This is a genomic window from Halomicrobium sp. HArcht3-1, assembly GCF_058933345.1.
Genome location: NZ_JBZYDM010000001.1, coordinates 485,103 through 505,267 on the forward strand (window position 1 = coordinate 485,103; position 20,165 = coordinate 505,267).

Genomic DNA, 20,165 nt, shown 5'->3' on the forward strand with positions numbered 1-20,165 from the left:
ATGTGCGGACTCTCCTCGCACAATGACAGCAAACGAGGACCGTACGATTCTGCTCATCGGGAGCGGCCCGATTCAGATCGGACAGGCAGCCGAGTTCGACTACTCCGGCGCACAGGCGTGCCGTGCCCTGCAGGAAGAAGGCGCACGGGTCGTTCTGGTGAACTCGAACCCGGCGACGATCATGACCGATCCGGAGATGGCCGACAAGGTGTACCTCGAACCGATCAACACCGAGGCGATTTCCGAGATCATCCGCAAGGAGAACCCCGACGGCGTCATCGCCGGGCTGGGCGGCCAGACCGGCCTGAACGTCACCGCAGAGCTCGCAGAGGAGGGCGTCCTCGAAGAGCACGACGTGGAGATCATGGGGACGCCCCTGGACACCATCTACGCCACCGAGGACCGCGACCTGTTCAAACAGCGCATGGAGGACATCGGCGAGCCGGTGCCGTCTTCGACGACGATCACGCTCGACGAGGGCGAGACCGTCACCGAACTGACTGAAGAGAGCCTCCGCGAGCGCGTCGAGGACGCCGTCGACGAGGTCGGCGGCCTCCCGGTCATCGCGCGCACGACGTACACGCTGGGTGGCTCCGGCTCCGGCGTCGTCAACGAGATGAGCGAACTCATCGAGCGCGTCCGCAAGGGGCTGCGCCTCTCGCGCAACAGCGAGGTCCTCATCACCGAATCTATCTCTGGCTGGGTAGAACTGGAGTACGAGGTGATGCGTGACGCCGACGACTCGTGTATCATCATCTGCAACATGGAGAATATCGACCCGATGGGCATCCACACGGGCGAGTCGACGGTCGTCACGCCCTCGCAGGTCATCCCCGACGAGGGCCACCAGGCGATGCGCGACTCCGCGCTGAAGGTGATCCGCGAACTCGGGATCGAGGGCGGCTGTAACATCCAACACGCCTGGCGCGACGACGGCACCCCCGGCGGCGAGTACCGCGTCGTCGAGGTCAACCCCCGCGTCTCACGTTCCTCTGCACTCGCCTCGAAAGCGACTGGCTACCCGATCGCCCGCGTGACCGCGAAGGTCGCGATGGGCAAGCGCCTCCACGAGATCGAAAACGAGATCACCGGCGAGACGACCGCCGCGTTCGAGCCAGCGATCGACTACGTCGTGACGAAGGTCCCGCGCTGGCCGATCGACAAGTTCCGTGACGTGGAGTTCGAACTGTCGACGGCGATGAAATCGACCGGCGAGGCGATGGCGATCGGCCGGACCTTCCCCGAGTCGATGCTGAAAGCGCTCCGTTCGAGCGAGTACAACCCCGCCGTCGATTGGGGCGAGGTCGACGACGACGAACTCGAAGCAGAGTACCTCGTTCGCCCGACACCCGACCGCCCCTATGCCATCTTCGAGGCGTTCGCACGCGGCTACACGGTCGACGAGATCGTCGAACTGACCGACATCGAGCGCTGGTACGTCGAGCGCTTCCAGCAGATCGAGGAGGCCGCGGAAGCGGCACAGAACGGCGACTTCCCGACGGCCGCCGAAGCCGGTTTCACCGACCAGGAGATCACCGCGATGGCCGGGGGCGAGTTCAACGACACGCACGCCTCCTGGGTGCCCGAAGGGGACCTCGCCGAGAAGGACAAGGAGATCGAAGCGGCCACGGACGGTGCCGGTGTGACAGTCGACGACGTGGAATCGGAGACCGTCCACCGCGACTTCAAGCTCGTCGACACCTGTGCCGGCGAGTTCGAGGCGACGACGCCGTACTACTACTCGACGCGTGACCCCATCTCGGGGATCGACCGCAACGAACTCCAGATCGACCCCGATGTCGAGAGCGTCGTCGTGGTCGGCGGTGGCCCGATCCGTATCGGGCAGGGTGTGGAGTTCGACTACTGTTCGGTCCACGCCGTCCGAGCGCTACGCGAGCAGGGGATCGACGCCCACGTCGTCAACAATAACCCCGAGACCGTCTCGACGGACTACGACACCTCGGACGGCCTGTTCTTCGAACCGGTCACGGCCGAGGAGGTCGCAGACGTGATCGAAGCCACGAACGCCGACGGCGTGATGGTCCAGTTCGGCGGCCAGACCTCCGTCGACATCGGCCACCCGCTCGAACAGGAACTGGAGCGCCGCGACCTCGACTGTGAGATCATGGGCACCTCCGTCGACGCGATGGACCTCGCCGAGGACCGCGACCGCTTCAACAAGCTGATGGACGATCTGGGGATCGCACAGGCCGAAGGTGGCTCTGCGACCAGCGAGGAAGAGGCGCTGGAACTGGCCCACGACATCGGCTACCCCGTCCTCGTGCGCCCGAGCTACGTGCTCGGTGGCCGTGCGATGGACGTGGTCTACAACGACGACGACCTCGAAACCTACATCGAGGAAGCGGTTCGTGTCTCCCCGGACAAGCCGATCCTCGTGGACGAGTTCCTCGCCGACGCCGTCGAACTGGACGTGGACGCCGTCGCCGACGGTGACGACGTGCTCATCGGCGGCGTGATGGAACACGTCGAGACCGCCGGTGTCCACTCCGGTGACTCCGCGTGTATGATCCCGCCACGGTCCCCGGAGATCAAGGACGTGATGCCCCGCATCCGTGAGGTCGTCGAGGACATCGCGGCCGCCCTCGAAACCGAGGGGCTGCTCAACGTCCAGCTTGCGGTGCGTGACGGCGAGGTGTACGTCCTCGAAGCAAATCCCCGTTCCTCGCGGACCGTGCCGTTCATCGCGAAGACGACGGGCGTCCCGCTGGCGAAGATCGCGGCGAAGGTCATGGCCGGCGCGACGCTCGACGAACTCGACTACGAAGAGCAGATCCCGGATCAGGTCTCGGTCAAGGAAGTCGTGCTGCCGTTCGACCGCCTGCCGGGTTCGGACCCGCGCCTCGGCCCGGAGATGAAGTCCACGGGCGAGGTCATGGGTACCGCTGGCTCTTTCGGCAAGGCCTACCAGAAAGCCCAGATGTGTGTCGACAAGCCGATTCCGCTCGACGGGACGGCGCTGGTCGACATGCCGATCATCGGCTTCGAGGAGCACTTCGACGTGCTCGACTTCGACGACTTCGAGGACACCGACGCCATCATCGAGGCGATTCAGGCCGGCGAGATCGATATGGTGCTCTCGCGTGACCGCGACGTGCTCGAAGCCTGCGTCGAGGAGACTGTCACCTACTTCTCGACGCTCGAATCCGGCGAGGCCGCACTCGAAGCGATCAACGCCGCCGACCAGCCACTCAACGTACAGGACATCGCCTCTCGCCCGAAGACCCAGCGCGAGTGGGGCGACCAGTAGGCGAGCGGCGACGGTCCGCTCTCGGTTCGGTTTCTCGTTCGTCGTGTGACGCTGTTTTCGACGTTGTTACAGCCGCGTCGCTGCTGGGACGATTTTCCCGGCAGTGATCCGCGCTCGGTTCACAGTCTGTTCGAAGCCGACCGCCGGCGGCCGGGCCGTCACCGCTCACGTCGTTATTTGCCGGCCGTGAGGGCCTGTGGAATCGGACCAGCCGGGCGGGCGACGGCTTGCTGTGCTGCGTTGTCGCGGACGAACAGCGTCGTCGTCTCTGCGCCGGTTCGGAAGTCGTAGGGCGTCCCGGTGTATCCGTCCAGCCGGGATTCGAGGTACGTCGCGTTCTCGCCGCGAGCGACGATCACGGTCGGCTTGGTCTGATCGAGGTTGCCGAGTTCCCCGCGGTCGGCGGCACACGTCGCTTCGAGGTCGTGCTTGGCGATGTACCACTGGAGTGGCAACAGTTGTCCGAGATCACCACAGGCCGGCTCCTGTGGACTCTCGACGCCCGTGTTGACCAGCGGGCTGCCGTAGATCAGCACGTCGGGCCTGTCGTCCGTGTCGGCCTCGGCAGCGACCTCCATGACAGGACGGTAGTCGTCGGTCGGCTGGGCGTACTGGACGAGGTTGTTGTCCTCGGCCGCGGGCGATCCGTAGACGAGACCGCCGGCGGTCAGCACCGTGCTGACGACGATCAGCAGGCCGATCAGTCCCGCGGCGTAGCTCGCGACCGCGTCGCCGTCCTCGTAGGCGTCCCGTCCGGATCGGTAGACGTACGCGAGACCGACCGCCGCAGGGATCGCCAGCGGGACGAGCGCGTTGACGGTGATCCACGCGCCGTAGATGTCGGTCCCGAGTGGGTAGCCAAGCACCGAGACCAGTCCCCAGTAGCTCGCAAAGAGGACGACCGGGCGACGGCTGACGCTGCCCCAGCGTTCGAGGAGGAAGCCACCGACGGCGAGCATGGACAGCGGTGCGGCGGCGATCCACAGCGTTTCGAGGAATCGCCCGAGGAAGCAGGCGTAGCTGTCGATGATGTTGTCTTTGTGACAGCCCGGCTCCGACGTGCCGCCGAACCAGTACTCGAAGCCTGCCGAGAGGTCGGCGATTGCCGCGTCGACGACGGTCGGGACGGCCGTCGGATGGCCCAGCGCGTACCAGAAGCCGACGCCGTCGGCGGGGTTGCGCGGTGCGAAAAAGAAGAACGTAATCAGTGCAAAGCAAAGCACCGCACCGACCGCGTGGCCGGCGTAGCGGCCGATCCCGACGGCACCGAGGCGTCGGCCGGTCTCGACCAGCCACGACCAGTAGCGCCCGAGCACGCTCGAACCTGACTCGTCGCCCCGCTCGGCAAAGAGGATCTGATCGAGGACCAGTCCGCCCGCACCGACCCAGACGACGGCGTAGACGACGGCGTTTTCCTTGGCCGCCAGCGCGAGGGCGAACATCGCGGTGACGCCGTAGACGTACCGCACGTCCCGCGTGTCGTAGGCTCGGACGGCAAGCCCGAAGCCGACGAAGACGAAGCCGGCGACCAGCAGCGTACTCCGCAGGAATCGCGAGTAGTAGAGCAAGACTGGGTTGAGCGCCAGCACGAGCGCCAGCGCGACGACCTCGCTGTCGCGAAGGTGTTCTCGGAAGAGCAGCGCCGCCAGCGGCAACAGTCCCCCGAACAGTGCCAGTGGCAGGCGCATCACGGCGTCACCCGTTCCCAAAAAGTGGAACAGGACGGCGTCGACGTACTGGACCAGCGGTCCGTGGACGATGTACCGATAGTGGATCGACCCGGTCTCTACGTACTCCAGTGCGTAGTAGGCGACCCGCCCCTCGTCGAAGTGTGCGATGCGACCACCCAGACCGATGAGTCGAGCCAGCAGTGCGACAACTGACACGACGACCACCCCCGTCAGTACGGGATCGTCGCGTGCGCGACCCCGCCAGTCGATGTCAAACAGCGACATTACGAGACGAGAGCAATCCCATCATTAAAGGTGTCACTATCTCTCATACGCAGTTTGTACCGATAGTGAACAGTCCACCGTGGTCGAGTGGGAGCGTGACGCGTGGCGTTGGTGGGCCGGGCAAGAATCGTCGGCGATCCGCGGCGCTACTCCTCGACGAGCGCGAGCACGTCGTCGAAGAAGTCGAGCGAGTCGTTCGGGCCGGGGTTCGCTTCGGGGTGGTACTGGCGTGTGATGATGTCCAGTTCGTCGTTCTCCAGTCCTTCGGGCGTGTCGTCGTTGACGTTGACCTGTGTCACGTCGAGTTTCTCGCCGGGGTCGGCGACGGTGTAGCCGTGGTTCTGGGTGGTCATGACGACCTGCCCGGAGCGGAGGTCACGAACCGGCTGATTGACCCCGCGGTGGCCGAACTCCATCTTCTCGGTCTCGCCGCCGAGTGCGTTGGCGACGACCTGCTGGCCCAGACAGATGCCCGCGAGTGGCACGTCGCCGACCTTCTGGGCGACGAGTTCGCCGGCTTCCTCGAAGTTGACGGGGTCGCCGGGACCGTTCGAGATAAAGAGGATATCGGGGTCGAGGTCGTCGACTTCGTCCTGGGTCACGTCGTGGGGCAGGACGTGGACGACGGCGTCACGCTCGACGAGCGAGGAGATGATCGATCCCTTTGCACCACAGTCGACGAGCGCGACCGCGGGGCCGTCGCCGTCGGCGTTGTGGGTCTCGCGCTCGGCGACGCTGACCTGCTCGCCGATCTCGGTGTGATCCGACATGTGCTTGCACTGGGCGAGCTGTTCGAGGGCTTCCGCCTCGCTTGCGTCCGGGCCGGCCGAGATACCGCACTTCATCGCCCCTTCGTCACGAATCTCCGTGACGATGTCGCGGGTGTCGAGGTGGTCGACGGCCGGCACGCCCTCGGATTCGAGCCACTCGGCCACGTCGTCGGTCATCTCGCGGGCGACGGCGGCGCGAGGGTGGACCCGGTCGGACTCGAAGCGTTCCTCGCGGACGCCGTAGTTGCCGATCAGCGGGTAGGAGAACGTCAGCACCTGTTCCTCGTAGGATGGATCGGTCAGACTCTCTTCGTAGCCCGTATATGCAGTCGTGAATACCAGTTCGCCACGAGCGGTTCCTGGGGCGCGTGTGCGTGCCTCCACGACACGCTCACCTTCCAGCGCGACGTATGCGTCAGCCATTACGAGATACGTACATAGCTCGGGCTGATAAGGGTTGCTTTCGAAGTCGAGTTACGATTTTCGTAATCCTCAAGTACAGCGGTAGCGAATCTTCGCATCTCAATGGACGACCTCGACCGCGAGATCATGGGCATCCTCCGGCGGGACTCTCGGACTCCCTACACGGAGATCGCCGATCAGGTCGGCACCTCCGAGGGGACGGTGCGAAACCGCGTCGAGCGCCTGATCGACGACGGCATCATCGAACGCTTTACTATCGCTACACAGACGGGGAACGTCAAAGCGATGATCGAGGTCGGCGTCGACGTCAACGTCGACACCCACGCCGTCACCGACCACATGGCCGAGTGGCCGGAGGTCGATTTCGTCTGGCAGGTCTCCGGTGAGGACGACATCGTGCTCGTGGTCGACTGTGCCGACACCGGGGGCGTCAACGAACTCATCACGCAGGCACGGGAGCTAGACGAGGTCGTGAGCACGAAGACGAGATTGATTCTCGACGAGCGCCTCGGATAGCGAGGCCGACCGACGGGAGGCCTCGAACAATGCGAACGGGGAGCAGAGCGACCCGTGAGCGACAGCGAAGCGAGGCGCTGATTGGAGAATCAATCGAGCAGAGGCTGATTCTCGACGAGCGCCTCGGATAGCGAGGCCGACCGACGGGAGGCCTCGAACAATGCGAACGGGGAGCAGAGCGACCCGTGAGCGACAGCGAAGCGAGGCGCTGATTGGAGAATCCGTCGAACAGAGGCTAATCTTGGACGAACGGCTTGGGTAGAGTGGCCGGATCTGGACACGGTCACGTTCGTTCTTGAGAGACGACTGGGGCCAGACCGGTAACAAATCGTCTCGGCATCGGCCGTCTACACGACGGCATGCTCAGCCAGCAGCAATACCTCACGAGACTACTGGCGCGATACGCCGAGGTCGCTCAGCAAGTGATCGAACTGGTCGTCGTGGCCGTGACGCTGTACGCGCTTGGCTGGCTATTGCTGCGGACGGTCGGCAAGCGACTCCTCGGGCGCTCACAACTCGATCCGACGGTGATGAGTGCCGTATCGAGTGGCTTCCATTTGCTCGTCATCGCGGTCGCGCTGCTCGTCGGTCTCGACGTCGCGGGCTTTGGCGGGCAACTCTCGGGATCGACGGTGCTGGTCGCCGGGATCACGCTGGCGATCGGACTGGCCGCACAGGACGCGCTGTCGAACTTCGTCTCCGGCGCGTTCATCGTGCAGGACCCGGATCTGAACGTCGGCGACACGATCCAGTGGAACGGCACGGAGGGGCTGATCCGCGACATCGACCTCCGGGTGACGCGCGTCCAGACGACCGAGAACGAGACGGTCCTCGTTCCGAACAACGAACTCACCAACAGCGTCGTCACCAACGTCACCGGCGACGATCCGCAGGCGGTCGCCTGTGTGTTCACCATCGACTACGACGCCGACCTTCGGGGGGCCGTCGAGACGATCGAAGCCGTCGCCTCGGGGATCGAACGAGTCCGGTCGGTCCCATCCCCGTCCGTCAGGGTGACTGACCTCGGCGACACCGGAGTCGTCCTGACGGCCCACCTCTGGCTGGATCGGCGCGATCGGAGCCAGCGCGCCGACATAACGTCTACGTTCCTCGAACGCGTCCACGCACGCTGTGAGACGGCCGGGATCGACCTCAGCGGGACCTCCCAGCACGACATCTCCGGCTCCATCCAGTTCGACGGGCTGGCCGACGAGACGCTCCGCTCCTGATCGGACCAGCCAATCGAAGAACCAAAGAGTGCCTGCTGAGAGCGACTGGTATGAGCGATGCAGTCGAAGGGGGTAAGGCGGACTCTCCCGATGAATCAGGCATGGACGATGTGGACCACGAGAACGCCCTTCAGGACGTGATCGCCGTCGACGAGAACGACGAACCGCAGGACACGGTCAATCGACTCGACGCCCACACCGGCGACGGCATTCGCCACCGGGCCTTTACCGCCCTGCTGTTCGACGAGGACGGCAACGTCCTGCTGGCCCAGCGTGCCCACAACAAGCGCCTCTGGGACACCCACTGGGACGGCACCGTCGCGTCCCACCCCGTCGAGGGCCAGACACAAGAGGCGGCGACACGCGAGCGCCTCGAAGAGGAACTGGGCATCACCCCCGACCAGTACGACGACCTCGAGGTGACCGACCGCTTCGAGTACAAGCGTTACTACGAGAACGCCGGCGTCGAGTGGGAGGTCTGTGCGGTCCTGCAGGCGACGCTGACCGACACCTCACTTGATCGGGACCCCGAGGAGGTCGGCGGCCTGATGTGGGTGCCCTACGAGGATCTACAGGAGAACCCGAAGTTCTATCGCCAACTGCGCCTGTGTCCGTGGTTCGAGATCGCGATGCGGCGAGACAGCGAGACGCGCGACGAGTGAAACGAGGAGCGAGTCTCGTTATTGCGAGCGGGGAGGCACGACCCGCGAGCGGCGAGGGGCGTTGCGAGCGACGCGAGTAACGGTCTCCTCGGAAAACGCAACCGAGAGCGATAACGCCGCCGTACGCTCACACGTCTCTGTGAACGAAAACTACGCCTCGTAGCTGTGGCCGTCGCTCTGTGGCGGCGCGCCCATCCCGAGCAGGCGACACTCCTCGTCGGCGTCGTCGGCGACGTGTGCGCGATGTGGGCTGCCCGGTTCGGCGACGAAGAACTGGCCGGGGTCGACGGTGTACGTTCGCTCGGGCGTCTCGACGCTCAGTTGTCCTTCGCGGACGTAGAACACTTCTTCCTGTTCGTCGTGGTAGTGCAAGCCCGACAGCGGGATCGACTCGCCGGGTTCGACGCGGTAGGTCCGCAGGCCGAGGTGATCGAGGTCGGCGGCCTCGCTGACGTACCGCATCTCCGACGGACGATCGGGTTCCGGGTCGAGGTCGGCGGGATCGACGACGTGGTATCCCATGGGTTCACGACATCGAGGGTGAACAAAACTCTGCTGACTCGCCGTCAGTCGGTCAGGTGGGGTGTCGCGTCGCCGAGGCTCGCCGACCCGTCGACCCGCGGCAATCGCACGGTGACGGTCGTCCCGTCCTCGACGGAAAAGTCGATCGTCCCGCCGTAGCTGCGGACGATCCACGCGACGAGCCAGAGACCGACGCCGGAGCCGTGACGCAGATCGGTCTCCTCGCCGCTGGTGACGGCGTCGATCTCCTGTGTGCCGATCCCGGGGCCGTCGTCGATCACGTCGATCCTGACCCGTCGGTCGGCGGCGTCGTCAGTGACCCGGACCGTGACCGACGGCGCGTCCCCGCCGTGCTCGACTGCGTTGGTCACCAGTTCCTCGAGGGCGTCCCACAGCGACGGCCCCGCCTCGACGCGGACACCCTCGGGACAGTCGACGGTGATCTCGGCCGCCGGGGCACGGGCCTGCGCGTCGCTGACCACCGCCGCCAGTTCCTCGCGAAGGTCGATCTCGGCCCGGCGGTCGTCCTCCAGTGTGTCGGTGACCCGCCCGATCTTGTCGCTGGTCGCGACCAGATCGTCGACGGTCTCGGTGATCCGGTCGATCCGGTGGCGTTGGTCGTCGGGGACGGACGGGCCGAGTAGCTCCGCGTTTCCACGGACGAGGTTCAGGTCGTTGCGGAGGTTGTGCCGGAGCAGCCGATTGAGCACGTCCAGTCGTTGCTCGCGCTGGCGACGCTCGGTCACCTCGTGGCAACTCACGAGCAGGCCGGAGACGACACCGTAGGCGCGATACAGCGGCGAGACGCGAACGTCGTAGTATCGGACCTCGCCGTCGTGTTCCAGCGGCAGGTCGAACCGGTCCTGCTGTGGTTTCTCGGGCAGCGCGGCCGCGAGTTCGGGACGCAGATCGGTGAGCGACTCGCCGGGCAGGTCCTCGTGGGGCAGGTCGAACAGCGTCGCCGCCGCACGGTTGGCGTCGACGATCCGGCGCTCGTCGTCGAGGATCAACACGCGGTCGTCCAGTTCGGCGAGGACGGCCTCACGACCCAGTTCCCGCGTCACCGGCGACACGTCGAGCAGATCCCGCTGGAGGATGCCCGCCGAGAGGACCACACCGGCGGCGACGTACCCCAGACTCGTCGGATCGAACCCGGAGGGAAGCAGACCGAACACGAAAAGCGAGTGGACGATCATCGGGACGGCGATGGCCCCAAGCAGCGCGGTGCTCTGCCAGCGATGCACTCGATTCGAGCGCACGAGCACGCGTACCAGTAACGCGCCACCGGCGGCGACCACGGTGAGCGAGTAGGCCAGATGGCCCCAGAAGGCGACCCCGTAGGTCGGCGCGAACACGCTCGTCATCCCCAGCGTCGCCGTCCCCGTCGCCTGCCAGACGAGCGGGTGACCGTCGGCCGTCACGACGAGGACGGTAAAGACCAGTGGCTCCACTAGCAGCGCCGCCAGCCGTCGTCGCGTCAGCCAGGACTCCCTGCCAGTGTACTCTAGGACGGTGACGAGCCACGCCAGCGGGATCACTGTCGACAACACCAGTTCTGCCTGTGCGAGCGTTCGGATCGGGCCGATGCCCGCGGCAGCCAGTTCCAGTCCCTCGACCATCGACCAGAGACTCGCCGTGATGACGAACACCGCGAGCGGTGGCGCGCCCGGCCTGTCACGGTGGAGCCAGACGAGAAAGGCGACGATCATGCCGACGACGGCCGCGGCCAGCACGAGCGAGAGGAAGATCGGCTCCGAACTGGTAACGAGCGGTGTCGACTGCTCCCCGTCCACGAAGACAAGCGGTCGAGGATGCAGTCGCTCCATTCGACCTACCGATAGACCGCTTTCGATGATAAGCATTGGCGTGTCGTTACCGCCGGCTCCGCCCGCGCTCACGACGTGTCTGCGCGTGCTCTGATCGCCGACCAGACGGCGACGGTACCGAGCAGGAAGGCGGGGACGAGCGGCAGGACGAGATAGGCGTCCCGGAGCGTGAGACCGAGCGACTCGACGAGCGACTGGGCCGCTGGCAGTCCCAGCAACGCGAGAGGGACGACGAGGAAGGCAAAGACGATGGTCGCGACGAGTGTCCACCCCCGCCAGTCGAACTCGCGCTCGCCGTCGTCGGCACTCGGTGGTTCGCCGCTCGGTCGGTGGACGTAGCCCGTCTCGTCGCTGTCGTTGGTGTCACTCATAGATACCAGCCTCGTACTCGCTGTCGGGAACGACGACGACTTTGCCAAAGCCCTCGCGGGTCTCCAGTAGTTCGTGGCCGCGTGCCGACTCGCTCATCGGCAGCGTGTCCCGCAGCAGGACTTCGAAGGTGCCGTCCCAGACGCGAGCGAGCACGTCGTCGAACTCGCCCGGCCCGGCCATCGTCGAACCGATCACCGAGAGCTGATTGCCGAAGATTCGGTTGACGTTCGTCTCGGGTGTCGCCCCGCTCGTCGCGCCACAGGTGAGCAGTCGCCCGCCGTGGGCGAGACTTCGGAGCGACTGCTCCCACGTCGCCGCGCCGACGTGGTCGACGACCACGTCCACGCCGCGCTGGCCCGTGTCGGCTCGGACGGCGTCGGCGAAGTCCGTCCGCTCGTAGTCGATCACGTGGTCGGCACCCAGACGGCGCGCGGTCTCGCGTTTTGCCTCGGTGCTCGCAGTCGCCAGCACCCGACAGCCCGCGTGGGCTGCGATCTGGACGGCTGCGTGGCCGACGCCACCGCTCGCACCCAGCACGAGGACCGTCTCGCCGGGACTGATCTCGCCGCGCGTGACGAGCATGCGCCACGCGGTGCCAAAGACCAGCGGTGCCGCGGCGGCTGTCGGCCAGTCGACACCGTCGGGAACCGCGACCAGCGACTCGGCCGGCACCGCGGCGCGTTCGCCGTGGACGCCCTGCCGGTGCTCGCCCAGCACTTCGTAGTCGACACACAGCGTCGGCTCGCCGTCGCGACAGAACTCACAGGTGCCACAGCTGACGCCCGCCGTGACGGCCACGCGGTCGCCGACGGCGAACCGTTCGACATCGTCACCGATCGCCGTGACGACGCCAGCGGCGTCGCTTCCGGGGACGTGGGGCAGTTCGAGATCGATGCCCGGAATCCCGCGACGGCTCCACACGTCGAGGTGGTTCAGCGCGCCGGCTTTGATATCGACGAGAACCTCGCTGTCGCCGACCGTCGGGTCGGGATACGAGCCGTAGCTGATGACCCCTCGGCCGCCGTGGTCGACAAACTGTACTGCGTCCATACCTGATGGTCAGGTTGCCTGCTGTAAATCTGTGCTGGATTCTCGACCGCAGTCTGACCCCCGAACTGCGGACACCCGGTATCGATCCTACGGCTTCGGCGCGCAACAGCCAACGTCGAGCATGCTCGTCCGATGACCGGTCTCTTCGGCGTGTGACTCTCGTGCCGACACCGCTGCTTGTCGACTCTCGTAGATCCCTTCCTCGGGGCATTCGTGACAGACGACGTGAAACGCCTCTCCCATACGTTCAACTCTCTATCTGCGTAACTTAATCGTTTTGATTTGCTAATACAAACCACGCGCACGACGGTTCGACTATCGATGCGGGCAGTCCACGGTCGAGACACCGAATCAATCACCATCGGTGGCGCGGCACAACCCCTTTATTATCGCCAGTACGACACCGGGGTATGGTCGACTTTCAGTCTCGTGATCGACGGACCCGGGGACGTGACGACGAAGACGGAGACGAATCGACGGCCGATCCGTCGACGGAAACCGACTCTGATGACGACGATTCGACCACCCGGTCGACCGACGACGGGACGGGCGCGCCGACGCCATCGACCGGGGTCGCCGTCGTCACGATCGCAGACGATCGGACGGTCGACACTGATTCGGTCGGCGACGCCGTCGTCGATGCCCTCGACGGCCACGACCTCGTCACGCGAGAGTTACTGGGCCGGAACCACGACAGCATTCAGGCGGCGGTCGACGCTCTCGTCAAGCGAAGCGACGTGGACGCCGTCGTCACGGTCGGTGGGACCGGTGTCGGGAGCCGAGACGTGACCATCGAGGCCGTCCACCCGCTGTTCGAGAAGGCCCTCCCCGGGTTCGGAGAGCTGTTCCGGCGTCGATACTACGAGACGGTCGGGACCGACGTGATCGCGACACGGGCAACGGCCGGGATCGCCGACGAGACGCCGGTGTTTTGCCTTCCAGGCTCGGCCGCAGCGGCGCGACTCGGCACGAGCGAAATCGTCACCGAGCAGGTAGGTCGACTGACCAAACCGGCCGACGACGGAGAGGCGTAGGCCAAACGCATTTGCGCGTCCCGGACCAATCGATCGTATGGTCACTGCGCTGGCCGACGGCGTCTGGTGGATCGATCTGGGCGGTGTCAACGCCTACCTGCTCGACGAGTCGATCGCGACCGATGGCGCGGCGTCCGGTGTCACGCTGATCGACGCCGGGATGCCGTGGCACGGTGACGACCTTCACGACGCCATCGCCGATGCCGGCTACGAACTGGCCGATCTCGATCGCATTCTCCTCACACACTACGACTTCGATCACGTCGGCGCACTCTCGACACTCGACGACGCGGGTGCGACGATCTACGTCGGCGAGGGCGACGTGTCGTTCGTGACCGGCGGCGAACGCCCGCCGTGGACCAACCACAAGGGACTGTTCCAGCGCGCGCTCGGGGGGTTCGTCACACCGCCCCGTGGCCAGATCGAGACGGTCGCAGACGGTGACACCGTCGGCAGTTTCACCGTCTTCGAGACCCCGGGCCACACCCCCGGACACGTCGCCTACGTGAGTGACGCGGCGTCGGTCGGGATACTCGGCGATCTGGTGCGTGAGTCGCGTGGTTCGCTCACGCCGTCACCGTGGTTCATCAGTTACGACACCGACGCCATCGAGGCGAGCCTCGTCGATCTGGCCGAACGCGCACCCGGATTCGAGGTGCTTGGCATCGGTCACGGACGGCCGTTCCAGCGGGGCGGGCGCGACCGGCTCGATCGGGTCGCAAAGACCGTCTGAGCGGGCGAGGAGACTGACCGGTCGTCTTCTTATCGAACTTCCCGACGCTCACAGAGCACGGAACGCGACGGTGGAAGGTCGTTTTCGGGATCTGCGAGGTGTTGACCATCGTCTTCGGCCCACACGAGTGCCACTCGATCGCAGCGGTCCGTTGCTCGTACCGGTCCTCGATGGTTCCGGGACTGTCGGAATCGGGATGCGGTCTCACGGTGATGGTCCTATCGTTGCCGACGGAAGACCGTCGTCTCGTCATCATCCTGTGGAACGTGAGACGAACCGCGTCAGCTCGTGAACAGCGATCGGACGGCTCCGAGGAGCATCAGGCCCCCGAATCCGACCACAAAGAGCGGTTTGTTGCTTCGCTCGTGCGTGAGGAACGCGCGGTCGGGTGCATCCGGTCGGACGTAGGCGGTCACGGTCTCGCCCTTGTCGTACCCTTCGAGTGCGTTTCTGGCTTCGTCTTTGGTACCGAACTCCCTCGGTAGCGGGCCGGGATACACGTTCGAGGACGTGTAGGTTTCACCCTCGTAAGCGTAGGAGAACGTCGCCTTCGGGCGATACTCCACTCCCTTTCCCGAGAGTTTTTCGATCGACGTGGACGTGATGGTCGCATCGACCGTGACTGCGTCATCCAGCGCGGCCGACTGTGTCGTGTAGCTGTACGCTCCGTAACCGATCGTCGCGATTCCGATCAGGACGACCAACAGGATGCGGAGATTTCCGAAACGGTTGGCAAAGACCATATGCCTACGACGGCAGTAGAGCGGAAAAACCCTGTCGACAGTTCACGACCGATTGCGCGTACACAACGTTTCGCGGCCGCAAATCGGCGTTTTGCGGCCGCGAAATCCGGTCGCCATTTTATAATCCCCCCGGCGCAAGCACGGGCTACCGTGGCTGCCCTCCCTCACTGGATCGACCGACGTATCGATCGCAACCTCGACAATACGCTGACCCAGGAACACGTCGTCGAGACGATGATCGAGTCGGAGCGACCGTTCTTCTCGATCAATCAATTACGGGCACGTGTGAAACCGGATGTCAGCAAAGCCACGGTCCGTAATCGGTTGGACGAGCTACAGGAGATCGACGTCGTCGCGACCGAAGCCTATCCCGAGTCGGTCACGCTGTACTACATCAATCATCCCGACTCGAACTGGCCACTGTCGCCCGAGGGACAGCGCGCACTGACTGCCGAGTCGCCGCTGGATCGGCTCTCCACCCGCGGCTTCCTCACGCTGCGGGACACTGTCGGCATTCGAACGCTCGTGCTTGCCGGGCTACAGTTGACCCTCGTGCTGTTCGCACTCGGTGGCGTGCTTACGATGGCCGGCGTTCACCCCGGTGTCGAGAGCGACATCGCGCTCTGGGGAACGGCGTTCGATGTTCTCGGTGTCAGCATCCTGCTGTTGCTCATCGAACGGGCGGCCCGATGGGTGCGATCGCGATACGGCCCGTTCGACATCCTTCCGTCCAACCGATAGCCAACACGACTCATCACAATACCATGACATCGAACACGACAGCTTCGAATGGTGGTCCCGAACTGCTAACTGAACGCTCGCTCACTGGTATCGCGGTCCACCTGCTCGCTCTATTTACGGGTATCGTTGGTGCCGGCCTGATATACGCCATCGCTGACGACGACTTTACCAGACAGAACGCGCGGAATGCCCTGAACTGGCATCTATCGGTGCTGATACTTGTGATCGGTGCTGTCGTGACGTTCTTCCTCGGTGCTGATACGATGACGATCGGCGGCGAGGCCGTACAGTGGTCGCCGCTGCCCGGGCCACTCGACGGCCTGTTCGGTCTCCTCGGGGTGGTCCTGTTGTTCCTCGCGGGCCTCGCGTGGGTGCTGACGTGGTTGTTCGCGGCGATCGCGACGGGGAAGGCGATCTTCGGAACGCCGTGGCGATACCCGCTCTCGCGTGACTTCGTCAGTCGCTACTTCTGATGATGGCTCCTTCGATCCGACTATCCGCGCCTGAACAACAATAACAGATAACACAGATGGCGACACTGCTCCAACGCATGGTGCCCCGTATTCGTAGGTTGGTCGGTCGGAACCCTGTCGCATCGTTCCTCCTGCTCGCGTTCCTGTGGTCGTGGGGATTCGACGTGCTCGTCTTCGTGACAGTGGGTGATTCGCCGGGTATCCTCGTCCGAATCGTCCGGATCTGGGGACCGCTGATCGCGGCCGGGATCGTGACGTGGGCGAGTGGGGGAGACCTTCGCCGATGGCTCGGTCAGGTCACGAAGTGGCGCGTCAAACTCCGGTGGTATGCCTTCGCCATCGTGCTCCCGTTCCTCTTCGACGGTGGTCTCGCCCAGAGTGTCCTGCATCTGTTCGGCGGTGGATCGGTGGCGTTCATGCCGTCACCGTGGTGGCACTACGTCGCGAACTTCGTACTGGTGCTGTTTTTCGCCGGCTCCCTCGAAGAGTTCGGCTGGCGAGGGTTCGCACAGCCACGGCTTCAGGAGCGCTACACCGCACTAACTGCTGCGGTCGGAATCGGCGTCGTCTGGGCACTCTGGCACCTTCCGATGTTCTACCTCTACGATCTGTCCGCCTACGATGCGTCGACGTTCTGGACGACCTATCTGTTCGCGCTCGTCGTTCAGTCAGTCGTCTACGCGTGGCTCTACAACGGTACTGGCGGCAGCCTCGTCTTCCCGATGGTCGCGCATGCACTCGGGAACCTCCCGACCCTCGTCGAACCCGCCGGTACCGTCGGGACAGTCATCGAGTACTCGCCAGAACTTCTTTCGGTACTCTTCGTCCTCGGGCTGCTCGCCCTCTATGGGCGGCAGTACCTCAGTGCGTCGTCGCCGAGCCCACGGGTTCCCGGCGAGACGTAGCGAGCAGCGATTATCGACGAATCGTGAGCAGCGACGGGTGAGTTGTCAGTCCAGTTCTTCAGCGACCGCGTCGGGACCCAGCAGGTTCGGATCGACGACCAGATCGGTCTGGCGACTGGCGAAGTCCGGGAGCGACCCTTCCGCGTAGACGACGACGCGAACGTCCGGATTGAGGTCCTTCGCGACGGCGATCGACGTGGCCTGTTCGAGGTCTGTCAGCAGGTACACCTCGGCGTCGTGGATGCCCGCTTCTTCGAGTCCCGGGCGATTGCCCAGTGGGGCTTTCGTGACGGTGTGGCCCTCGGTTTCGACTGCGGCACCGATTTCGTCCTCGTCCGGGCCGGCGATGACTACCTTCATTCGTACTCGATGGTCGCCGGTGGTTTGTGGGTCACGTCGTAGACAACGCGAGCGACGTTCTCGTGGGAGCCGGTGATGCGGGACTGGATGCGCTGCAGGGTCTCCCAGTCGATCTCCTGTGCGCGAGCGGTCATGCCGTCGCGCGATTCGACCGAGCGGACGGCGACGACCCAGCCGTGGACGCGGTTGTCGCCCTTGACGCCCGTGGCCTTGCCGATGACGGCGGCCAGCGCCTGCCACGGTTCGTACTCTTCGAGTTCGTCCTCGACGACGTGGTTGGCCTCGCGGGCGACTTCGAGTTTTTCCTCGGTGACCTCGCCGATGATCCGCACGGCGAGACCGGGGCCGGGGAAGGGCATCCGCTCGGAGATGATCTCTTCGAGGTCGAGCGCGCGGGCGACCTCGCGGACCTCGTCCTTGTACAGATCGCGCATCGGTTCGACGATGCCGTCGAAGTCCACGACCTCGGGGAGGCCGCCGACGTTGTGGTGGGACTTGATTGTCCCCTCGCTCTCGATTCGGTCGGGGTAGATCGTCCCCTGGACGAGATAGTCGGCGTCGACGTCCTTGGCGACGGTCTCGAACTCCCTGATGAACTGTTCGCCGATGATGTGGCGCTTCTCCTCGGGGTCGGTCTCGCCGCCAAGCGCGTCGAGGAACCGATCTTTCGCGTCGACGATCCGCAGCGAGTCCATGTAGTCGAAGGTCTCGCGGATCTCGTCGGTCTCGCCCTTGCGCATCAGGCCGGTGTCGACGTACACCGGGGTTAGCTGATCGCCGATGGCCTCGTAGGCCAGTGCGGCGGCCGTCGAGGAGTCGACGCCACCGGACAGCGCGATGACGGCGTTCTTATCGCCGATCTGCTCGGCGATCTCTTCTTTGGCTTCGGGGATGAACGACTCGACGTCGACCATCAGTGGCTCACCTCCGCGTCGGCGGCGTCGCCATCGGTGGTTTCGGTCCCGTCGAGCACGGCTTCGAGCAGACCAACGAACGGTGGGCTGGCGCGGGTCGGTCGCGAACGGAACTCGGGGTGGAACTGCGTGCCGATGAAGTAAGGGTGGTCGGGCAGTTCGAGGATCTCCATACGGTTCCCTGCGCGCCCCGAGAAGGTCATCCCTTCGGACTCGATGTCGTCGATGTACTCGGGGTTGACCTCGTAGCGGTGGCGGTGGCGTTCGGTACAGGACTCGCCGCCGTAGAGGTCGGCCGCCAGCGTCCCGGGCTGAATCTCCGTCTCGTGGGCCCCGAGGCGCATCGTCCCGCCCATGTCTTCGACCTCGTACTGCTCGGGCAGAATGTCGATGACGGGGTGGTCGGTGTCCTCGTCGAGTTCGGCGGAGTGTGCGCCCGCCAGATCGAGGACGTTGCGGGCGAACTCGACGACGGCCATCTGGAAGCCCAGACACAGGCCGAGGAACGGCACGTCGTGCTCGCGAGCGTAGCGGATCGCCTCGATCTTCCCTGCGGTCCCCCGAGAGCCGAAGCCGCCGGGAACGACGATGGCGTCGGCGTCGTGCAGGCGGTCGGTGTGGTGGTCGCTCATCTCGTCGGAGTCGACCCACTGGACGTTCACGTCGACGTTCGCCTCCAAGCCGGCGTGTTTCAGCGCCTCGTGGACGGACATGTAGGCGTCTTCGAGGTCGTATTTCCCCACGAGCGCCACGTCGACCTCACCGGTGGTCTCCTGCGTGACCAGTTCCCGCCAGCGGTTCTCGCGTTCGCCTTCGGGCAGGGCCTCGTCGGCGATGTCGAGTCGGTCCATCACGTACTCGTCTAAGCCTTCCTCCTCGACCATCAGCGGGACGTGGTAGATGTCGGCCACGTCGGGGTTCGAGAACACCGCCTCGGTGGGCACGTCACAGAACAGTGCGATCTTCTCTCTGGTCTCGATGTCGAGTTTGTCCGAGCATCGGCCCACCAGAATGTCGGGCTGGAGACCGATCGAGCGCAGTTCCTTCACGCTGTGCTGGGTGGGCTTGGTCTTCTGTTCGCCGTTCTTCGAGTAGGGGACGAGCGTGACGTGCGTAAAGAGAATGTCGTCCTCGTCTTCCTCGTGGGCGAACTGACGCAGTGCTTCCAGATACGGCATCCCCTCGATGTCCCCGACCGTGCCGCCGACCTCGATGATGCACACGTCGTTGCCCTTCGCCGCTTCACGGATGCGACGCTTGATGTCGTCGGTGATATGCGGGATGATCTGGACGGTCTTGCCCAGATAGTCGCCGGCGCGTTCTTTCTCGATGACGTGCTGGTAGGTCTTGCCCGTCGTGATGTTGTGGTCGAAGGTCATGTCGATGTCGAGGAACCGCTCGTAGTTCCCCAGGTCCAGATCGACCTCGCCACCGTCTTTCAGCACGTACACCTCCCCGTGCTGGAAGGGGTTCATCGTCCCGGCGTCGACGTTGAGATACGGGTCGATCTTGACCGCGGTCACGTCGAAGCCGGCGTTTTTCAGTAGTCGGCCGGTGCTCGCGGCAGTGATCCCTTTGCCCAGCCCGGACATCACGCCACCTGTTACGAAAATGAACTTCCGACCCAGTTCCGGGTCGTACTCCGTCTCGGGTTCCGTCGGCATACCGA

General features: G+C 64.8%; 20 protein-coding genes. 9 read left to right on the forward strand and 11 right to left on the reverse strand.

Going from position 1 to position 20,165, the window contains the following annotated elements; all coding sequences use genetic code 11:
* Nucleotides 1–22: 22 nt before the first annotated feature.
* Nucleotides 23–3,268, forward strand: coding sequence for a carbamoyl-phosphate synthase large subunit (gene carB, locus AC5FRW_RS02590; RefSeq protein WP_493566858.1), 3,246 nt, complete (start codon nucleotides 23–25; stop codon nucleotides 3,266–3,268).
* A 173-nt stretch (nucleotides 3,269–3,441) separates the two neighbouring features.
* Here the strand turns inward: carB and AC5FRW_RS02595 are convergent, their stop codons facing one another.
* Together AC5FRW_RS02595 and carA are read right to left on the reverse strand one after the other, a co-directional pair.
* Nucleotides 3,442–5,223: a flippase activity-associated protein Agl23 gene (locus AC5FRW_RS02595; RefSeq protein ID WP_493566859.1), complete on the reverse strand. Its 1,782-nt coding sequence runs from the start codon at nucleotides 5,221–5,223 to the stop codon at nucleotides 3,442–3,444.
* A gap of 146 nt (nucleotides 5,224–5,369) precedes the next feature.
* The gene (carA, locus tag AC5FRW_RS02600) at nucleotides 5,370–6,416 is read right to left on the reverse strand and encodes a glutamine-hydrolyzing carbamoyl-phosphate synthase small subunit (RefSeq protein ID WP_493566860.1); all 1,047 of its coding nucleotides are present in this window, start codon (nucleotides 6,414–6,416) and stop codon (nucleotides 5,370–5,372) included.
* A gap of 102 nt (nucleotides 6,417–6,518) precedes the next feature.
* On the opposite strand from carA, the gene AC5FRW_RS02605 reads away from it, so the two are divergent.
* The 3 genes from AC5FRW_RS02605 to AC5FRW_RS02615 all read left to right on the forward strand — a co-directional run bounded on the left by AC5FRW_RS02605 (nucleotide 6,519) and on the right by AC5FRW_RS02615 (nucleotide 8,823).
* A complete protein-coding gene (locus AC5FRW_RS02605; RefSeq protein WP_493566861.1) occupies nucleotides 6,519–6,932 on the forward strand; it encodes an Lrp/AsnC family transcriptional regulator in 414 nt (137 codons plus the stop codon).
* 359 nt (nucleotides 6,933–7,291) lie between these two features.
* Complete coding sequence (locus tag AC5FRW_RS02610) at nucleotides 7,292–8,161, forward strand: mechanosensitive ion channel family protein (RefSeq protein WP_493566862.1); 870 nt, start codon at nucleotides 7,292–7,294, stop codon at nucleotides 8,159–8,161.
* Nucleotides 8,162–8,211: 50 nt separating this feature from the next.
* Nucleotides 8,212–8,823 (forward strand): isopentenyl-diphosphate Delta-isomerase, encoded by a 612-nt coding sequence (locus AC5FRW_RS02615; RefSeq protein WP_493566863.1) that lies wholly within the window; start codon nucleotides 8,212–8,214, stop codon nucleotides 8,821–8,823.
* A gap of 150 nt (nucleotides 8,824–8,973) precedes the next feature.
* Here the strand turns inward: AC5FRW_RS02615 and AC5FRW_RS02620 are convergent, their stop codons facing one another.
* The 5 genes from AC5FRW_RS02620 to AC5FRW_RS02640 form a co-directional block, all read right to left on the reverse strand.
* Nucleotides 8,974–9,345: a cupin domain-containing protein gene (locus AC5FRW_RS02620; RefSeq protein ID WP_493566864.1), complete on the reverse strand. Its 372-nt coding sequence runs from the start codon at nucleotides 9,343–9,345 to the stop codon at nucleotides 8,974–8,976.
* A 44-nt stretch (nucleotides 9,346–9,389) separates the two neighbouring features.
* A complete protein-coding gene (locus AC5FRW_RS02625; RefSeq protein ID WP_493566865.1) occupies nucleotides 9,390–11,171 on the reverse strand; it encodes a histidine kinase N-terminal 7TM domain-containing protein in 1,782 nt (593 codons plus the stop codon).
* A 68-nt stretch (nucleotides 11,172–11,239) separates the two neighbouring features.
* Nucleotides 11,240–11,542, reverse strand: a complete 303-nt coding sequence (locus AC5FRW_RS02630) for a DUF7977 family protein (RefSeq protein ID WP_493566866.1) — start codon at nucleotides 11,540–11,542, stop codon at nucleotides 11,240–11,242.
* The gene (locus AC5FRW_RS02635) at nucleotides 11,535–12,593 is read right to left on the reverse strand and encodes a zinc-binding dehydrogenase (protein ID WP_493566867.1); all 1,059 of its coding nucleotides are present in this window, start codon (nucleotides 12,591–12,593) and stop codon (nucleotides 11,535–11,537) included. The genes AC5FRW_RS02630 and AC5FRW_RS02635 overlap by 8 nt, the downstream gene beginning before the upstream one ends.
* Before the next feature lie 87 nt (nucleotides 12,594–12,680).
* Nucleotides 12,681–12,836 carry a hypothetical protein gene (locus AC5FRW_RS02640; protein ID WP_493566868.1) on the reverse strand — a complete coding sequence of 52 codons (156 nt, stop codon included), beginning with the start codon at nucleotides 12,834–12,836 and terminating at the stop codon, nucleotides 12,681–12,683.
* A 167-nt stretch (nucleotides 12,837–13,003) separates the two neighbouring features.
* Between AC5FRW_RS02640 and AC5FRW_RS02645 the strand changes: the two genes are divergently transcribed.
* Nucleotides 13,004–13,627 (forward strand): MogA/MoaB family molybdenum cofactor biosynthesis protein, encoded by a 624-nt coding sequence (locus AC5FRW_RS02645; RefSeq protein WP_493566869.1) that lies wholly within the window; start codon nucleotides 13,004–13,006, stop codon nucleotides 13,625–13,627.
* 37 nt (nucleotides 13,628–13,664) lie between these two features.
* The gene (locus AC5FRW_RS02650; RefSeq protein WP_493566870.1) at nucleotides 13,665–14,360 is read left to right on the forward strand and encodes an MBL fold metallo-hydrolase; all 696 of its coding nucleotides are present in this window, start codon (nucleotides 13,665–13,667) and stop codon (nucleotides 14,358–14,360) included.
* A gap of 281 nt (nucleotides 14,361–14,641) precedes the next feature.
* Here AC5FRW_RS02650 and AC5FRW_RS02655 read toward each other — a convergent pair whose 3' ends face one another.
* Nucleotides 14,642–15,103 carry a DUF3592 domain-containing protein gene (locus AC5FRW_RS02655; RefSeq protein WP_493566871.1) on the reverse strand — a complete coding sequence of 154 codons (462 nt, stop codon included), beginning with the start codon at nucleotides 15,101–15,103 and terminating at the stop codon, nucleotides 14,642–14,644.
* Between the two features lie 150 nt (nucleotides 15,104–15,253).
* Here AC5FRW_RS02655 and AC5FRW_RS02660 point away from each other — a divergent pair, with 150 nt between their 5' ends.
* From AC5FRW_RS02660 to AC5FRW_RS02670, 3 genes are all read left to right on the forward strand, one after another.
* Nucleotides 15,254–15,844, forward strand: a complete 591-nt coding sequence (locus tag AC5FRW_RS02660) for a hypothetical protein (protein ID WP_493566872.1) — start codon at nucleotides 15,254–15,256, stop codon at nucleotides 15,842–15,844.
* 23 nt (nucleotides 15,845–15,867) lie between these two features.
* Entirely contained in the window at nucleotides 15,868–16,317 is a 450-nt protein-coding gene (locus AC5FRW_RS02665) for a DUF4870 domain-containing protein (RefSeq protein WP_493566873.1), read from the forward strand.
* A gap of 77 nt (nucleotides 16,318–16,394) precedes the next feature.
* Nucleotides 16,395–17,222 carry a CPBP family glutamic-type intramembrane protease gene (locus AC5FRW_RS02670; protein WP_493566874.1) on the forward strand — a complete coding sequence of 276 codons (828 nt, stop codon included), beginning with the start codon at nucleotides 16,395–16,397 and terminating at the stop codon, nucleotides 17,220–17,222.
* A gap of 45 nt (nucleotides 17,223–17,267) precedes the next feature.
* Here AC5FRW_RS02670 and AC5FRW_RS02675 read toward each other — a convergent pair whose 3' ends face one another.
* From AC5FRW_RS02675 to pyrG, 3 genes are read right to left on the reverse strand one after another with little or no spacing between them, the layout of a single operon-like run.
* A complete protein-coding gene (locus AC5FRW_RS02675) occupies nucleotides 17,268–17,582 on the reverse strand; it encodes a DUF7126 family protein (protein ID WP_493566875.1) in 315 nt (104 codons plus the stop codon).
* On the reverse strand, nucleotides 17,579–18,496 hold the full coding sequence (gene guaA, locus AC5FRW_RS02680; RefSeq protein WP_493566876.1) for a glutamine-hydrolyzing GMP synthase: 918 nt from the start codon (nucleotides 18,494–18,496) through the stop codon (nucleotides 17,579–17,581). Before guaA ends, AC5FRW_RS02675 begins: the two co-directional genes overlap by 4 nt.
* Nucleotides 18,496–20,160, reverse strand: coding sequence for a glutamine hydrolyzing CTP synthase (gene pyrG / locus AC5FRW_RS02685; protein ID WP_493566877.1), 1,665 nt, complete (start codon nucleotides 20,158–20,160; stop codon nucleotides 18,496–18,498). The genes guaA and pyrG overlap by 1 nt, the downstream gene beginning before the upstream one ends.
* Between the last annotated feature and the right edge of the window lie 5 nt (nucleotides 20,161–20,165).

Bases quoted from the DNA above. Each gene is read 5' to 3' on its own strand.
- carB (WP_493566858.1), top strand. From the start codon at position 23: ATGACAGCAAACGAGGACCGTACGATTCTGCTCATCGGGAGCGGCCCG.
- AC5FRW_RS02595 (WP_493566859.1), bottom strand. From the start codon at position 5,223: ATGTCGCTGTTTGACATCGACTGGCGGGGTCGCGCACGCGACGATCCC.
- carA (WP_493566860.1), bottom strand. From the start codon at position 6,416: ATGGCTGACGCATACGTCGCGCTGGAAGGTGAGCGTGTCGTGGAGGCA.
- AC5FRW_RS02605 (WP_493566861.1), top strand. From the start codon at position 6,519: ATGGACGACCTCGACCGCGAGATCATGGGCATCCTCCGGCGGGACTCT.
- AC5FRW_RS02610 (WP_493566862.1), top strand. From the start codon at position 7,292: ATGCTCAGCCAGCAGCAATACCTCACGAGACTACTGGCGCGATACGCC.
- AC5FRW_RS02615 (WP_493566863.1), top strand. From the start codon at position 8,212: ATGAGCGATGCAGTCGAAGGGGGTAAGGCGGACTCTCCCGATGAATCA.
- AC5FRW_RS02620 (WP_493566864.1), bottom strand. From the start codon at position 9,345: ATGGGATACCACGTCGTCGATCCCGCCGACCTCGACCCGGAACCCGAT.
- AC5FRW_RS02625 (WP_493566865.1), bottom strand. From the start codon at position 11,171: ATGGAGCGACTGCATCCTCGACCGCTTGTCTTCGTGGACGGGGAGCAG.
- AC5FRW_RS02630 (WP_493566866.1), bottom strand. From the start codon at position 11,542: ATGAGTGACACCAACGACAGCGACGAGACGGGCTACGTCCACCGACCG.
- AC5FRW_RS02635 (WP_493566867.1), bottom strand. From the start codon at position 12,593: ATGGACGCAGTACAGTTTGTCGACCACGGCGGCCGAGGGGTCATCAGC.
- AC5FRW_RS02640 (WP_493566868.1), bottom strand. From the start codon at position 12,836: ATGGGAGAGGCGTTTCACGTCGTCTGTCACGAATGCCCCGAGGAAGGG.
- AC5FRW_RS02645 (WP_493566869.1), top strand. From the start codon at position 13,004: ATGGTCGACTTTCAGTCTCGTGATCGACGGACCCGGGGACGTGACGAC.
- AC5FRW_RS02650 (WP_493566870.1), top strand. From the start codon at position 13,665: ATGGTCACTGCGCTGGCCGACGGCGTCTGGTGGATCGATCTGGGCGGT.
- AC5FRW_RS02655 (WP_493566871.1), bottom strand. From the start codon at position 15,103: ATGGTCTTTGCCAACCGTTTCGGAAATCTCCGCATCCTGTTGGTCGTC.
- AC5FRW_RS02665 (WP_493566873.1), top strand. From the start codon at position 15,868: ATGACATCGAACACGACAGCTTCGAATGGTGGTCCCGAACTGCTAACT.
- AC5FRW_RS02670 (WP_493566874.1), top strand. From the start codon at position 16,395: ATGGTGCCCCGTATTCGTAGGTTGGTCGGTCGGAACCCTGTCGCATCG.
- AC5FRW_RS02675 (WP_493566875.1), bottom strand. From the start codon at position 17,582: ATGAAGGTAGTCATCGCCGGCCCGGACGAGGACGAAATCGGTGCCGCA.
- guaA (WP_493566876.1), bottom strand. From the start codon at position 18,496: ATGGTCGACGTCGAGTCGTTCATCCCCGAAGCCAAAGAAGAGATCGCC.
- pyrG (WP_493566877.1), bottom strand. From the start codon at position 20,160: ATGCCGACGGAACCCGAGACGGAGTACGACCCGGAACTGGGTCGGAAG.